The organism is Ruegeria sp. AM4, from assembly GCF_056540665.1.
In genome coordinates, this window is record NZ_JBQFXD010000010.1 from 1 (window position 1) to 12,129 (window position 12,129).

Consider the following 12,129-nt stretch of genomic DNA (forward strand, 5'->3'; position numbering starts at 1 on the left):
CCGCTCTCGCCGAGTGGCGTCAACTTTGTTCCGGATAGGTTCGCGGTTCCCGCGGCACACTGAGACTGGTTCGAATTCGTCTGACAGCACCTCCCGGAAGACAAAAACAGTCTGCCTAGTTTTCATCATGCACAAAGATGCGAAAGTTGTCAGGAATAAGCTGCGCGGTATCAATAAACGGTTGACGTGCGTAGCACTGAAGTTGAGGCACAGGCTTATGGCTAAGTAACCATCTGGTAATCCGCTTAGCAGCCGTTCACGCCAAGGTCATCGAATGACTGCTGTGAGCCCAAATCCACCAAATGCTACACCGAATACCGATGTCTGCTTATCGGTAGTGATTTGGCAGAGGCCAGTCTGTAGCCTCTGCCCTGAGGGATCACTGATTGAAGAATTCAGCGTCAGCGTCACATGACGCTTTCACGGCTTCCGGCTTCCAGTAGAAATCAACGTGGCTGAACTCATCGAAAGCACGAACATCTGGGTCGTTCGTCAGCCGATAAATGAAGTTCGTTGAACAGATCGCCGTTGCCGCGCTTGTCCCGTAGATCACCATCGTCGGTTGCGTGATCTTATCTGCGTAGTGCTCGGCAATGTAAATCAGCGATTGCATGGGCTGATCACCGATGTGCTCGGCGGTAAAGTTCTTCACCTTTCCGGGGCCAGCAACGCCATCCTTGCCGTAGTAGTTGTAGGTGTTGTCTGACATTGGAATGCCAATGGCTTTGAACTCCTCCCGCGTCATGCTGTCTTGCAGAACAATCGGCCGCGTATAAGGCGTTCATGGCGTTGGCCGCGCAAAGCTTTGCGACTTTGCTGACAGAAACTGATCCGAAAGGGATCAGGGAATGCGCGAATGATCGATGCGTGCTGGTGTTCCGCGACATCTCAAAAAGCGGACGTCGCCGGTCGCGCAGCATGGAAACCGGCGGCGACCGAAGCAAGGCTGCCACATTGCGAGCAACATCGCACGAATAGGCTCTCAGCTTAAGAACTGCTCAATCACGGATGCCTGTTGCTTTTTGCCATCCGGGTCAGCTTCGGTTTTCAGGCGTGTAAACGCCTCACCCCAGTTTGAAGTGCGGATGCGGATCGGCGGGTCTGAGGCGTCAACCACGCCCATGACAACTGATGCCACTTGTTCCGAGGTTTGATAGATATCGCTGCCATCCATCCGCGCCTGCGCGCCGCCGATATACTTCTGGATAATGGGCAGATACTCATCCTCAAGCATTCCGCCCGTGGCCTCGACATGTTTCAGCACATTGGCGGCAAATTCGGATTGAATTCCGCCCGGTTCAACCGTCGAGAAATGGATGCCGAAATTGGGTGTAACATAGCTGGCCAGAGCCTCAGTGTATCCCTCAACGGCGAACTTTGCGGCGCAGTAGATCTCGTTGAACGGCTGACCCACAAGGCCGCCTACGGATGAGATTGAGATGACGTGACCCGAGCGCGCCGCGCGCATGTGTGGCATCACCGCTTTTGTGCAGCGCACGACACCCATGAAATTCACATCCATGACCCAGGCGACGTCTTCTTCTCTGGCTTGTTCGGTTGCGCGGACAAATCCAGCACCCGCATTGTTGATCAGTGTATCGATCCGGCCCTCGTTTGCGATGATCTTGTCGACTGCGGCGTTTACGCTGGCGCTGTCCTGCACGTCTAAGTTAAGCACGTTGAAATTGACGCCAGCGTCAGAGGCGGCCGCATCCAAAGTGCCGCGCTTGGCGAGGTTTCGCATCGTAGCATAGACAGTATGGCCTGCTCGGGCAGCTTGCACGGCAATTTGAACACCAAGGCCGGTCGACGTGCCGGTGATCAGAATGACTTTGGGCATAAGGGGAGCTCCGAATATCAAATGAATTGCTTGCGGCAACGATCCGATGTGTCAGGGCGAAGGTCAACAGCGGGACTTTAAGACGCCCAAAGCCTCATCGAAGGTATTCACATTCTCTTCTGCGCGTGCGGTCAGATGCGCGCCTTCCAAAAGGGCCAGTATCGCGCGGGCCTCCGAGATCGGATCGGTGATGCCAGTGATTGACATGTTTTCTTGGCCAAGCTTCAGGATCTCTTCGATTTGGGCAACCATCATGGCGCGGAATTTCCGGATCTTTTGGATCACGTCATCCGACAAGCTCTCCCGGCTGCTGATCAGCGACACGCAGAGACACAGGGTTTTCCCGTCATTGAGTGCATCGCGATACAATGCGATCAGGGCCAGCAATTGCTCAGCCCCGCTTTTGTGTTCTACCCGAATTCGGTTGCACGCTGCCTGCAGGGTCTCATGATAGCGATCCATGAGAGCCGCCGACAGCGCCGCTTTGGTCGGGAAATGATAGTGGATCGACGCCTTGCGAATGCCCACTGCCTCGGCCAGATCGGCATAGCTGAACCCGTCAAATCCGCGCGCCCGTGCGGCGTGTTCGGCAACATCCAGAAGGGCAGTCTTGGTATCACTCGTCATACGTGCTCAAACCTTTTCCGTCATGATCAGGGCCAGCGCGTTGTCCGCAGCCTCGAGGGCGCCTTCGATATAGCCCCCGAACTGTGGCGCAACTTCGGTCCCGCCAAAGATTAGTCGACCATCCCACAGACGGGTCATTGCATGGGGCAGCCCGTATTGCGGATGAGCGTATAACGGCTGTTGATCCGCTTCGACAGAGGTAAACGGATCGAAGGCCCAATCTTTGACAAAGAGTGTCTTTGGCTCCGCGGCTTCAGCGCCGAACAGCCGGGACAGTTGCTCTTTAAGCGCCTGCCGCAGCCGTTTTTCGTTGCTGCGGACGCGGGGAGGCAAGCCGATAAAGCCGAACAACGCGTAAGGTCCGCCCTCGGCAGGGGATGCGTCGTGTATTTCCACCATCGGCCCCCTGCGGCTCATCACGTCACCGGACAGCCCGGCCGTGCGCCAGAACGGGGTATCATAGACAGCGATGGCTTTGGCCTGTCCGGCCATCCAAGTCGCGATCCCGGTCATCGCCGCTAAAGCTTCATCTGCTAATGCAGGTGAGAACGCGATCTTGCTCGCCACGCGAGGAGGGAGGGCCAGTGCGACTTCCCGAGCATGGATGACTTGCCCAGTTTGAGTGGTCGCGGTGATCCCAGACGCAGACTTCTCTAACCCGACGATAGGCTCGGATAAGATAAGCCGCTTCTGCGGTATCTCAGCCGCCAACGCATCAATGAGGGCGCCCAGACCACCTTTCAGGCGATAAGACCCTTGCATCGAGGCAAACCCGCGATCGCGCTCGACCTGGCCTATCTCGTTTTCAAAGCTGAGCGCGCCTGTTGAATATTGCTCGAACCGCTCCAGTCCGAGCCGTTTTATCAACGCTGCAATACGCGGCTGTCCGGGCCAGAACCAGGCCGGACCCATGTCGAAATACCCACCCTCCAGCCTTTCCGTCAGGATACGTCCGCCCGGACGACCCCGCGCTTCGACCAGCAGGTAGTCATGGTTTTGTGCCTGTAGCTGTCGCGCAAGGCAGAGGCCAGAAAGACCTGCGCCAATGATCAGAGTTTGCGTCTGCACTGATCAGAACCCCTCAGATGCCGGGCGTATGTCCAGCTCATGGGTCCAGGTGGACTGCGGTTGGTGAACGATCTGCCAGTAGGCCTCGGCAATCTCGTCCGGATTCATCATCTTCGACGGATCCAGCGAGTGCAAATCCCACGAGCGCGGCGTATCGATGATTCCGTCCAGAACGACGTGCGAGACATGTACGCCAGCCTGTTGATATTCACGTGCCAGCGATTGTGTCAGCCCGCGCAGGGCGAACTTAGCCGACGCAAAAGCGGAAAACCGTGGGCCACCGCGCAGCGACGCCGTGGCCCCGGAAACGATCAGCGCGCCACCACCGCCGCGCACCATCGGTTGCAAAACACATTGCCCCAGCACGACCAGTGATTGCACCATTGATGTCCACGTCCTCTGGTAGTCCTCCAATGTGGTTTCGGGGAATGGCGCGATCACCAGCTCAGCCGTATTGTGTACCACGACCTTCGGCGGGCCATGCGTAGCGATCAATTCAGAAATAACTGGCGCAACCGCACTCGGATCGGACAGATCGACCTGATGAAACGGCGCGATCGTTTCCTGCGGCTGCGTACGTCCAAGACCAATGGTCGTCATGCCACCTGCCTGAAACCGCGCGAGAAGGGACTGGCCAAGGCCAGTCCCCGCACCGGCGACAATCGCCAGAGGTTTGTCAGAATTCATAGATCACACCGCTGGTGGTTGAGCAAAGGGCAGGTGGCCGGTTTTCATCCAGACCTTCGCCCCGTCCGGACCCGCAACTGCAGACAGCGCTTCGCCTTCGGGCAGGCGTAGCCAACCGTTCTTTTTCAGAACGTCATCGCCTGAGGTCAGCGATCCGCCAATCACCAACAGCTCGATACCACCTGGCGCATCCGAGGTAACCTCGGTGCCTGCATCAACATGGCTGTAAGTGACAACCTCGCGGTCATCCTTGTGCAGGGTCGCAGTGGCGACCCCGTTCACCGGTTCAGCCAGTTCGTCGGCCATGGTTTTGCGAAACTGATTGCGGTCATCCATGTCGAACTGCCAGAGTTTGACGAAAATCGTGCAGCCGGGTTCCGAGCCGGGCGTATGCCCGGTTGTGGGCGGATTGCGCACATAAGTGCCTTCCGGGAAATCGCCATGCTCATCCTGAAAGACGCCGTCCAGAACGATGAACTCTTCACCGCCTGTATGGGTGTGGGCCGAAAACTTGCTGCCGGGCGCATAACGCACAATGGTGGTGGCGCGGGCGACTTCGCCACCAATTCGATCCAGCATGCGCCGGTCCACACCCTTCATGGGCGAGGCCTGCCACTCAAGCTGATCAGAGTGAACAACGACACGCGAAGAGAAGTCCGAGTTGAGCTCCATGGGAGAGGTCCTTTCGACTTATATGGCAGTTCTTGCTTAGGTGGCGATAGATGGACGGGCCGCCATCTTAGCGCGCCAAGCTTGCAGGTTGGTCAGGGTTTCAGGAATTTCAACTTTGGCAAAATCGGCGAATGCCAATCCTGCAAAGGCAGTGATATCAGCCACCGAGAATGCGTTTCCGGCCAAGTATTCATTTTCGGCGAGAACCGAGTCCAGGTAGGTCATTGTGTTTCCGGCGATCTCTTTCTGCTTATTGCCCCATTCGGCGCATTGATAGGTTTCCAGATCGGGGCCCAGCCCAGGTGTAGCGTGGTGAAAATAAGTGCCTACTGCGTTCAGCAGACCGTTTTCGGCGCGCAGGTTCATCATCGAGATTTGTGCACGCTCTTTGGGGGTTTCGCCAGTCAGCGAGGGGCCTTCGAATTCGGCGTCAATATACTCGGTAATCGCGTTGCACTGCGAAATATGAGAGCCGTCTTCCAGCTCCAGACAAGGCACCGCGGCGTCGGGGTTCTTGGCTTTGAACTCAGGCGTACGATGCTCGCCGCCCATCACATCCACAGGGATGAATTCAACTTTATCTGCCACGCCTTTTTCAGCCAGCGCAATACGAACACGGGCAGGGTTCGGGAACCCTTCAACATCATAAATCTTCATCTGATTACCTCCGTCGGGGTTTGCGTTTCGTGCTATCTACCTATCGATAGGTAGATAGCATTACAACCCTTTTTTACCCTCCTTAACAAATGTTCTAATTCAATATGTTAAGATGCTCTCACTGATTTGGTTTGGTGCTGGTTCACTTTGTAACACCGAACTCAGCAAGAACAGATTCGGTATCTGCGCCATAAGTAGGGGCACTAAATAGTATCGTGGCAGAAGTTTTCGAGAACCGGGCCACAGCATCTGCTTGCCGCAGTCGGTCAGCCAATTGATGATCAAATTCCAACTGGGTTTTGTTCGTGCGGATTTGCGGATGTTCAGGTATCTGCGCACGGGTCAGGGCTGGCCGACACCAATGTAGTTCCATTAGTTGTACAGCGTCTTTGATGAGCCCATAAACACTGCGGCGAAAGCGAACTTTGTCCGCGCACCTGACCTTCGACGCCGACGAGACTTCGCAAGCGCACCGAACGGCCTGTGTGGATAGCTCCCGCATAGCAAGACATTTTTTGAAAGTAATTTCGCACTGGTCAGAAGCAGACGTGTGTCCGGCCTGTTTGCGCAGCACACGCGGCTGCTGGCCTTGATGGTTTCCGCGACCAAGTCCCATACGGGTATTGCGGACAACTAGTGTCCTTGCCGTTCGACGGGGTGTCTTGGCTGGCGGGCTGACGGTACTCCATCATTTCAAGGGTCTTGCTGTCTCGAGTATTCCCTTCTTGTTCTCTTAGATCGGGTGGGGACGGTAGTATTCGCTCTTGGTCAGCACAGCCCAGACGATCCGCGCCGTCTTATTGGCCATGGCGATTGTCGCCAAACGGGGAGGCTTGCGGGCGAGCAGGTCTATGGCCCATGGATCGACACGGTCGGGGTTCACCTTCATTTGCCGCAATCGCGCCGTCATACCGGTCACCAAGAGGCGCGGGATATATCGGTCGCCCATCTTCGTGATCCGCCCCAATCGTTCCTTACCACCACTGGATCGGTTGAGCGGCGTCAGGCCAAGCCAGGCTGCAAACTGTCTGCCGTTCTTGAACTGCTTCGCGTCACCGACGGTTGCAACAATTGCCGATGCTGTCACGGCTCCAATTCCTGGGATCGTGCGCAGCAACATCACGCGCTTGTCCAGTTTCGAATGCAGGCGCATGCGCACCTCGTACCAACGGAGGCGGAGATGCATGGCAACGAATTGATGACTCAGCTGCTTGAGAACATCCATCGCAATTTCAGGCAGGTCTGGTTTGTCTCCATCCAGAAGGCTCTTGGCATACTTCACGGCACTTCCTGTACCCTGCGCTATGATAATGCCAAACTCGACCAGCAGGCTGCGTAACATATTGCTGAGCTGTGTCCGTTGGCGGACTATCAGATCGCGAGCACGATGGAGAAATAGGACCGCTTGCTGCGCTTCCGATTTCGGCGCTACAAACCGCATTGTTGGGCGCGTCACTGCCTTGCAAACCGCCTCAGCATCAACCGCGTCAGATTTGCCGCGTTTCACATAAGGCTTCACGTAGTTGGCCGGGATCAGCCGAACATCATGGCCCAGCTTTGAGAGTTCTCGTGCCCAATGATGACTGGACCCGCATGCTTCCATCCCCACCAAACATGGCTCGAGTTCATCAAAGAAGGCGACAAGTTGGGCGCGCCGGATCGCTCGATTGAAAACGACGGTGCCATCCGCAGTAATCCCATGGACTTGAAAAACATGTTTGGCCAGATCGATGCCGACTGTTGTAACTTGCATTGGGTAGCTCCTTTCCTAGCAGTGATACACAACTGCAGTATGGCGCATTGCGACGCCGGTTGGAGCAGGAGCTATCCACCCCATCGGGTTTGACGAGCCGCAATGCAGCATCGGCGACTTCTGATGGATGGCGGCTTTGGGCCGAAATCTGCTTGCCGAATTCAAGCAGTTGTTTCGGCATGTTCGTTCATGGCATCGCGTTCTCAAACTACTCCGTCATTCTTGTTTGGCCTGAACATCCAAATGTCGAATTAGAACTCTTGGGATGGACGGTTAAAACCTACTGTGATCCTATGCTGTCGCAGTTCATGGGCATTTAATGCGATCAGCTTCGTATATTGTAGGTATTTTGGTAGCCATTGCCGCCAGCATTGGCCTTTATTTGGTTTCTTACCAGTACTTCGTTTCGGAGGAGCTTTCGAAGGTCTTGTCAGAAGAACTTTGGTTGAGCGTAGCAGGGGTGTTGCGTAGCTTTTGCCCATGACCAGACCTGCCTCTTTCAAATACTTTAAAACCAGTCCCGAGATCATCCGCTTGGCCGTGATGCTGTACATCCGTTTCCCGCTTTCGCTTCGGATGTCGAAGATCTGTTGCACGAGCGAGGCATCGACGTGAGTCACGAAACCGTCCGATATTGGTGGAACAGGTTTGGTCCAATGTTTGCGTCAGAGATCCGAAGAAAGCGTGTTCAGCAATTGAGAGCGTACTCCAAATGGAAGTGGCACGTGGACGAGGTATTCGTGAAGGTGAATGGCAAGAAATACTACCTCTGGCGGGCCGTCGATCATGAGGGCGAAGTGCTGGAAGCAATCGTTACCAAACGTCGAAACAAGCAGGCGGCATTGAAATTCCTCAGGAAATTGATGAAACGCCACGGCAAAGCGGAAACCGTCGTCACGGATCGCTTCGCATCCTACAAGGCTGCGCTTAGAGAAATGGGTGCTTTCGAAAAATAGCAAACGGGCAGGTGGCTCGACAACCGCGTCGAGAACTCACACCTGCCGTTTCGAAGACGCGAACGCGCCATGCAACGTTTCAGGCGCATGCGAAGTTTACAGAAATTCGCCTCCGTCCATTCCTCTGTCTACAACCACTTCAACCAGGAAAGATCGCTCACCAGCCGCGATATCTTCAAGCTGACCCGCGCCGCCGATCTTAGCGAGTGGCGTCAACTTTGTTCCGGATAGGTTCGCGGTTTCCGCGGCTAACTGAGACTGGTTCGAATTCGTCTGACAGCACCTCGTCATCGATTGTGGTATTGGCAATTGCCCTACCGTATACCCACAAACTGCATGGCGTCAAAAAAACCTATGTCTGCTGTGGGCGGGCTAACCGCCATTGTCTGCGATTGTGCCGATGGCGGCTTTGTCGACAGTTCTGAACCGCAAAGCCTATATTAGATAGTCTGGTTTGGGCTGGGAATTGCCGTTTGCAACGCAACGATCAACAGCGGCTTAGTCCGCATTGCGGTCGTTGTCGACATTTCGGCCAACATCCTCTGTGAGCCCATAGTTGACTCATTTCCATATCTACCTACCCTGCACGGCGGAAGATTGGCGCTCAGGCCCTGTCTGACTTTTAAGGCGACTGCAATCAAAAGTCGTTCATCCCACGAAGAGGCGACCACCTGAAGTCGTGCTCAAGGTGGCGTCACTAGACTATCTATGGGGAAACTTGACGTGGCGTCAGTCATAGTGCCACAGTTTGGGCTTCGGCGCCCGCGTCTTGGGGCGCGTTATTTTTTCAGGGAGGAAAAATGACAATGGAGACCAACCCAAAGTACACTTCAGAACAACTGGAAGATCTATCTTTTGACGATTTTGACGAGGCTATTAACCCGAAGCCGGAAAACAGTGAATTTGACGCAATTGTCGAAGAGGCTCTGTCACGGCGCGGATTCATGGGTGGTGTTCTGGCCTTTGGCGGTGTTGCAACCCTCGGAGTGGCCAGCACCGCGCTAACACCCATCAGGGCACACGCAAGTGACAATAGGTTCGGCTTCCAGCCTGTCGCCGCGAGTACCGAAGACACGATCATTGTGCCCGAAGGCTACAATTGGCATGTCGCCGCCCGGTGGGGTGACCCATTGTTCTCGGACGTGCCCGATTTCGATCACGCAACGCGGGGCACCGCTGACAGCCAAGCCCGCGCTTTCGGCGACAACAACGATGGGATGTCTCTCTTTACCGACAAGGACGGCCATCAGATTTTAGTCGTCAACAACGAGTACACAAACCGATCTGTTATGTGGGGCAACAATCCGGATGGGAAGTATGCCTCGGACGACGACATCAACAAGGGCAAGAATGCACACGGTCTGACGGCGGCGGAAATCAAGGAAGTCGACGGCAAATGGCAGATCGTCAAGGACTCACCCTATAACAGGCGTTTCACGCCGGACGAGCCGATGGATATCACCGGCCCCGCGCGCGGTCATGATTTGATGAAAACTACCGCTGATCCGGACGGTACAACGGTGCTTGGCACCTTCAACAACTGCGGCAACGGTCGCACGCCCTGGGGCACTTACTTAGCTTGTGAGGAAAACTTCAACGGCTATTTTGGCACCACGGATGCGGAAGGCTATGTCCAGGACGACGGCAAAAAGCGATATGGCGTCAGCGGTAAGGATCGCGGGTACGGCTGGTGGACGGTCGATGATCGTTTCGATGTCACCAAGGATCCCAACGAGTGCAACCGCCACGGCTTTGTCACCGAAGTCGATCCTTATGATCCGAACTCTGTACCGAAGAAACGCACGGCACTTGGACGTTTCAAGCACGAGAACGCAGAAGTGGTCGTCAACGCCGACGGTCGGATCGTGATTTACATGGGCGACGATGAACGTGGCGAATTCCTCTACCGTTACGTGTCCAACGGCTACTACGCTGAAGGCGGAAACACTGACGACCTAATGGAGAACGGCACGCTCTATGCAGCCAAGTTTTTTGCCGATGGCACCGGAAAGTGGCTTGCGCTCACACCAGAGACAACTGGGATGGACGAGGCCGAGATATCCATATTCACACGTATGGCAGCTTCCGAGGTCGGGGCGACAACGATGGATCGTCCCGAGTGGGTCGCGGCCAATCCGCTGAAGGCCGAAGTTTATTGTGCATTGACCAACAATAAGAACCGCGGCTTGAAACCGAATGCTGGCGGCGATCCTACGCCTGTCGGCGGCCCCAACCCGCGCGAGGCCAACAACTATGGCCAGATCGTGCGCTGGTGGCCGGGCGCCGGTGACCACACAGGCGACGCGTTCAGGTGGGATCTCTTCGTTATGGCGGGCAACCCGACTGTGCATGAGGATGCCAATGGCGGCTCGCACAACGTGACCGAGGGCAACATGTTCAACTCGCCTGACGGTCTGTCGTTCGACACCAAGGGGTTGATTTGGATCCAGACCGACGGAAACTACTCCAACGAGGAGGATTTTGCGGGACAAGGCAACAACCAGATGCTGATCGGCGACCCGGTCACCGGGGAAATCCGACGTTTCCTTGTCGGTCCAAAAGAGGCCGAAATCACAGGCATCGCTTGGTCTGCAGATCGCAGAACGGTCTTTGTGGGCGTTCAGCATCCCGGCGAGCGAGGAGATTCAAGCTGGCCGGATGGTGAAGGCAAGACGCCGCGAAGCGCAATCGTCGCTGTCCGTCGAGACGATGGAGCGGCCATCGGCTAATCGCAGGACTTGCAAAGGCGCGAGTAAACTTCTAGCCGTGCCTTTGCTCCGACTTACTGTTTCGGTAGGGCCAATTTCAATATCGGGACCGTCTTGTAAGAAGAACTTTGCTTGAGCGGGGCAGGGGTGTCGCGTAGCTTTTGCGCACGACCAGACCTGCCGCTTTCAAGTACTTCAATAGCAGTCCCAAGATCATCCGCCGTGCGGAGATGCTGTACATCCGTTGCCCGCTCTGGCTTCTGAATGTCCAAGATTTGCTGTATGAGCGAGGCATCGACGTGAGCCACGAAACTGTCCGATATTGGCAGAACAGTTTCGGTCCGGTGTTTGCCTCCGAGATCAGCCGACAACGTTACCAGCAGCGTCGTGTTCGTCAGAAATTACAAAGCGACCAGAGAACTCCGGCTGAGTTTAGAATTCGTCGGAATGCATGCGTTGTCTCGACACTATGAATCATAGTGTTGCAAATGAATAAGAGATACACCACAGTATGCCGCATAGTGTGGGGTCGTCCCCACACATTCCAACGGGCGATTGCCGTCCAATTCGGAGAGTACCGGAATGAAAAAGAAGCCTGCCATCTTGCCTCGCGGATATCGCACCTGCACTTCATCGCTTGCTGTTGCTGACGTTTCCGCAGCCCTGGAGTTCTATGAAAGCGCCTTTGGTGCAAGGATCCAGGCTCATGATGCGGAAGAGGCACCTGGCTTTGCCGCCATCAAGATCGGCAACTCGATGCTGTTCGTCACCGCAGGTTGGAGCGCGCATGCTCCGATGGTGCCGGGCGCGGTCACACCCGTTGGGCATCATATGTATGTCGAAGACACCGATGCCGCTTTGGCGACCGCGCTGGAAAATGGCGCGACCCTGATCGCAGAGGCAAACGATACCTATTGGGGAGAGCGTTGTGCGACAGTCGCAGACCCCTTTGGCCATATCTGGACACTGGCGACCCGGATCGAAAACCTGAAGCCCGAGGATATCAGCGAACGCCGCAAGGCACTGTTCCAGGCAAATCTGGATCAGGACGCCGAAGCCGCAGTCAAATCGACCGTATCGGCTGAGCTGACCGATGCCGCGTGATCCCGGCAGAAGTTGAACAACGGACGGGTCGAGAAGCACCGGATTGGGTGTGTTCTT

11 protein-coding genes and 2 pseudogenes are annotated in these 12,129 nt (G+C 55.6%); 5 read left to right on the plus strand and 8 right to left on the minus strand.

Annotated elements, in window-relative coordinates; genetic code table 11:
- Positions 1-379: 379 nt before the first annotated feature.
- A complete protein-coding gene (locus ACR0JA_RS16915) occupies positions 380-745 on the minus strand; it encodes a hypothetical protein (RefSeq protein WP_480577450.1) in 366 nt (121 codons plus the stop codon).
- Positions 746-783: 38 nt separating this feature from the next.
- Between ACR0JA_RS16915 and ACR0JA_RS16920 the strand changes: the two genes are divergently transcribed.
- A complete protein-coding gene (locus ACR0JA_RS16920) occupies positions 784-978 on the plus strand; it encodes a CGNR zinc finger domain-containing protein (RefSeq protein WP_480577453.1) in 195 nt (64 codons plus the stop codon).
- A gap of 4 nt (positions 979-982) precedes the next feature.
- Here the strand turns inward: ACR0JA_RS16920 and ACR0JA_RS16925 are convergent, their stop codons facing one another.
- The 7 genes from ACR0JA_RS16925 to ACR0JA_RS16955 all read right to left on the minus strand — a co-directional run bounded on the left by ACR0JA_RS16925 (position 983) and on the right by ACR0JA_RS16955 (position 7,304).
- On the minus strand, positions 983-1,840 hold the full coding sequence (locus tag ACR0JA_RS16925) for an SDR family oxidoreductase (protein WP_480577456.1): 858 nt from the start codon (positions 1,838-1,840) through the stop codon (positions 983-985).
- A gap of 63 nt (positions 1,841-1,903) precedes the next feature.
- The gene (locus ACR0JA_RS16930; protein ID WP_480577459.1) at positions 1,904-2,467 is read right to left on the minus strand and encodes a TetR/AcrR family transcriptional regulator; all 564 of its coding nucleotides are present in this window, start codon (positions 2,465-2,467) and stop codon (positions 1,904-1,906) included.
- A gap of 6 nt (positions 2,468-2,473) precedes the next feature.
- Positions 2,474-3,535 carry a flavin monoamine oxidase family protein gene (locus ACR0JA_RS16935; protein ID WP_480577462.1) on the minus strand — a complete coding sequence of 354 codons (1,062 nt, stop codon included), beginning with the start codon at positions 3,533-3,535 and terminating at the stop codon, positions 2,474-2,476.
- A 3-nt stretch (positions 3,536-3,538) separates the two neighbouring features.
- The gene (locus ACR0JA_RS16940; protein WP_480577464.1) at positions 3,539-4,222 is read right to left on the minus strand and encodes an SDR family NAD(P)-dependent oxidoreductase; all 684 of its coding nucleotides are present in this window, start codon (positions 4,220-4,222) and stop codon (positions 3,539-3,541) included.
- Between the two features lie 3 nt (positions 4,223-4,225).
- Positions 4,226-4,894, minus strand: coding sequence for a cupin domain-containing protein (locus tag ACR0JA_RS16945; protein ID WP_480577467.1), 669 nt, complete (start codon positions 4,892-4,894; stop codon positions 4,226-4,228).
- Positions 4,895-4,930: 36 nt separating this feature from the next.
- Entirely contained in the window at positions 4,931-5,551 is a 621-nt protein-coding gene (locus tag ACR0JA_RS16950) for a glutathione S-transferase family protein (protein ID WP_480577470.1), read from the minus strand.
- Positions 5,552-6,284: 733 nt separating this feature from the next.
- Positions 6,285-7,304, minus strand: coding sequence for an IS110 family RNA-guided transposase (locus ACR0JA_RS16955; RefSeq protein ID WP_480577473.1), 1,020 nt, complete (start codon positions 7,302-7,304; stop codon positions 6,285-6,287).
- 480 nt (positions 7,305-7,784) lie between these two features.
- Here ACR0JA_RS16955 and ACR0JA_RS16960 point away from each other — a divergent pair.
- The 4 genes and pseudogenes from ACR0JA_RS16960 to ACR0JA_RS16975 all read left to right on the plus strand — a co-directional run bounded on the left by ACR0JA_RS16960 (position 7,785) and on the right by ACR0JA_RS16975 (position 12,072).
- A pseudogene (locus ACR0JA_RS16960) lies at positions 7,785-8,491 on the plus strand (IS6 family transposase).
- A gap of 575 nt (positions 8,492-9,066) precedes the next feature.
- Positions 9,067-10,989 carry a PhoX family protein gene (locus tag ACR0JA_RS16965; RefSeq protein WP_480577834.1) on the plus strand — a complete coding sequence of 641 codons (1,923 nt, stop codon included), beginning with the start codon at positions 9,067-9,069 and terminating at the stop codon, positions 10,987-10,989.
- Between the two features lie 140 nt (positions 10,990-11,129).
- Positions 11,130-11,369, plus strand: a pseudogene (locus ACR0JA_RS16970) (IS6 family transposase); the annotation flags it as partial.
- A 181-nt stretch (positions 11,370-11,550) separates the two neighbouring features.
- The gene (locus ACR0JA_RS16975; RefSeq protein ID WP_480577476.1) at positions 11,551-12,072 is read left to right on the plus strand and encodes a VOC family protein; all 522 of its coding nucleotides are present in this window, start codon (positions 11,551-11,553) and stop codon (positions 12,070-12,072) included.
- Positions 12,073-12,129 lie beyond the last annotated feature (57 nt).

Bases quoted from the DNA above. Each gene is read 5' to 3' on its own strand.
- ACR0JA_RS16950 (WP_480577470.1), bottom strand. From the start codon at position 5,551: ATGAAGATTTATGATGTTGAAGGGTTCCCGAACCCTGCCCGTGTTCGT.
- ACR0JA_RS16975 (WP_480577476.1), top strand. From the start codon at position 11,551: ATGAAAAAGAAGCCTGCCATCTTGCCTCGCGGATATCGCACCTGCACT.
- ACR0JA_RS16915 (WP_480577450.1), bottom strand. From the start codon at position 745: ATGACGCGGGAGGAGTTCAAAGCCATTGGCATTCCAATGTCAGACAAC.
- ACR0JA_RS16945 (WP_480577467.1), bottom strand. From the start codon at position 4,894: ATGGAGCTCAACTCGGACTTCTCTTCGCGTGTCGTTGTTCACTCTGAT.
- ACR0JA_RS16940 (WP_480577464.1), bottom strand. From the start codon at position 4,222: ATGAATTCTGACAAACCTCTGGCGATTGTCGCCGGTGCGGGGACTGGC.
- ACR0JA_RS16965 (WP_480577834.1), top strand. From the start codon at position 9,067: ATGGAGACCAACCCAAAGTACACTTCAGAACAACTGGAAGATCTATCT.
- ACR0JA_RS16955 (WP_480577473.1), bottom strand. From the start codon at position 7,304: ATGCAAGTTACAACAGTCGGCATCGATCTGGCCAAACATGTTTTTCAA.
- ACR0JA_RS16930 (WP_480577459.1), bottom strand. From the start codon at position 2,467: ATGACGAGTGATACCAAGACTGCCCTTCTGGATGTTGCCGAACACGCC.
- ACR0JA_RS16925 (WP_480577456.1), bottom strand. From the start codon at position 1,840: ATGCCCAAAGTCATTCTGATCACCGGCACGTCGACCGGCCTTGGTGTT.
- ACR0JA_RS16920 (WP_480577453.1), top strand. From the start codon at position 784: ATGGCGTTGGCCGCGCAAAGCTTTGCGACTTTGCTGACAGAAACTGAT.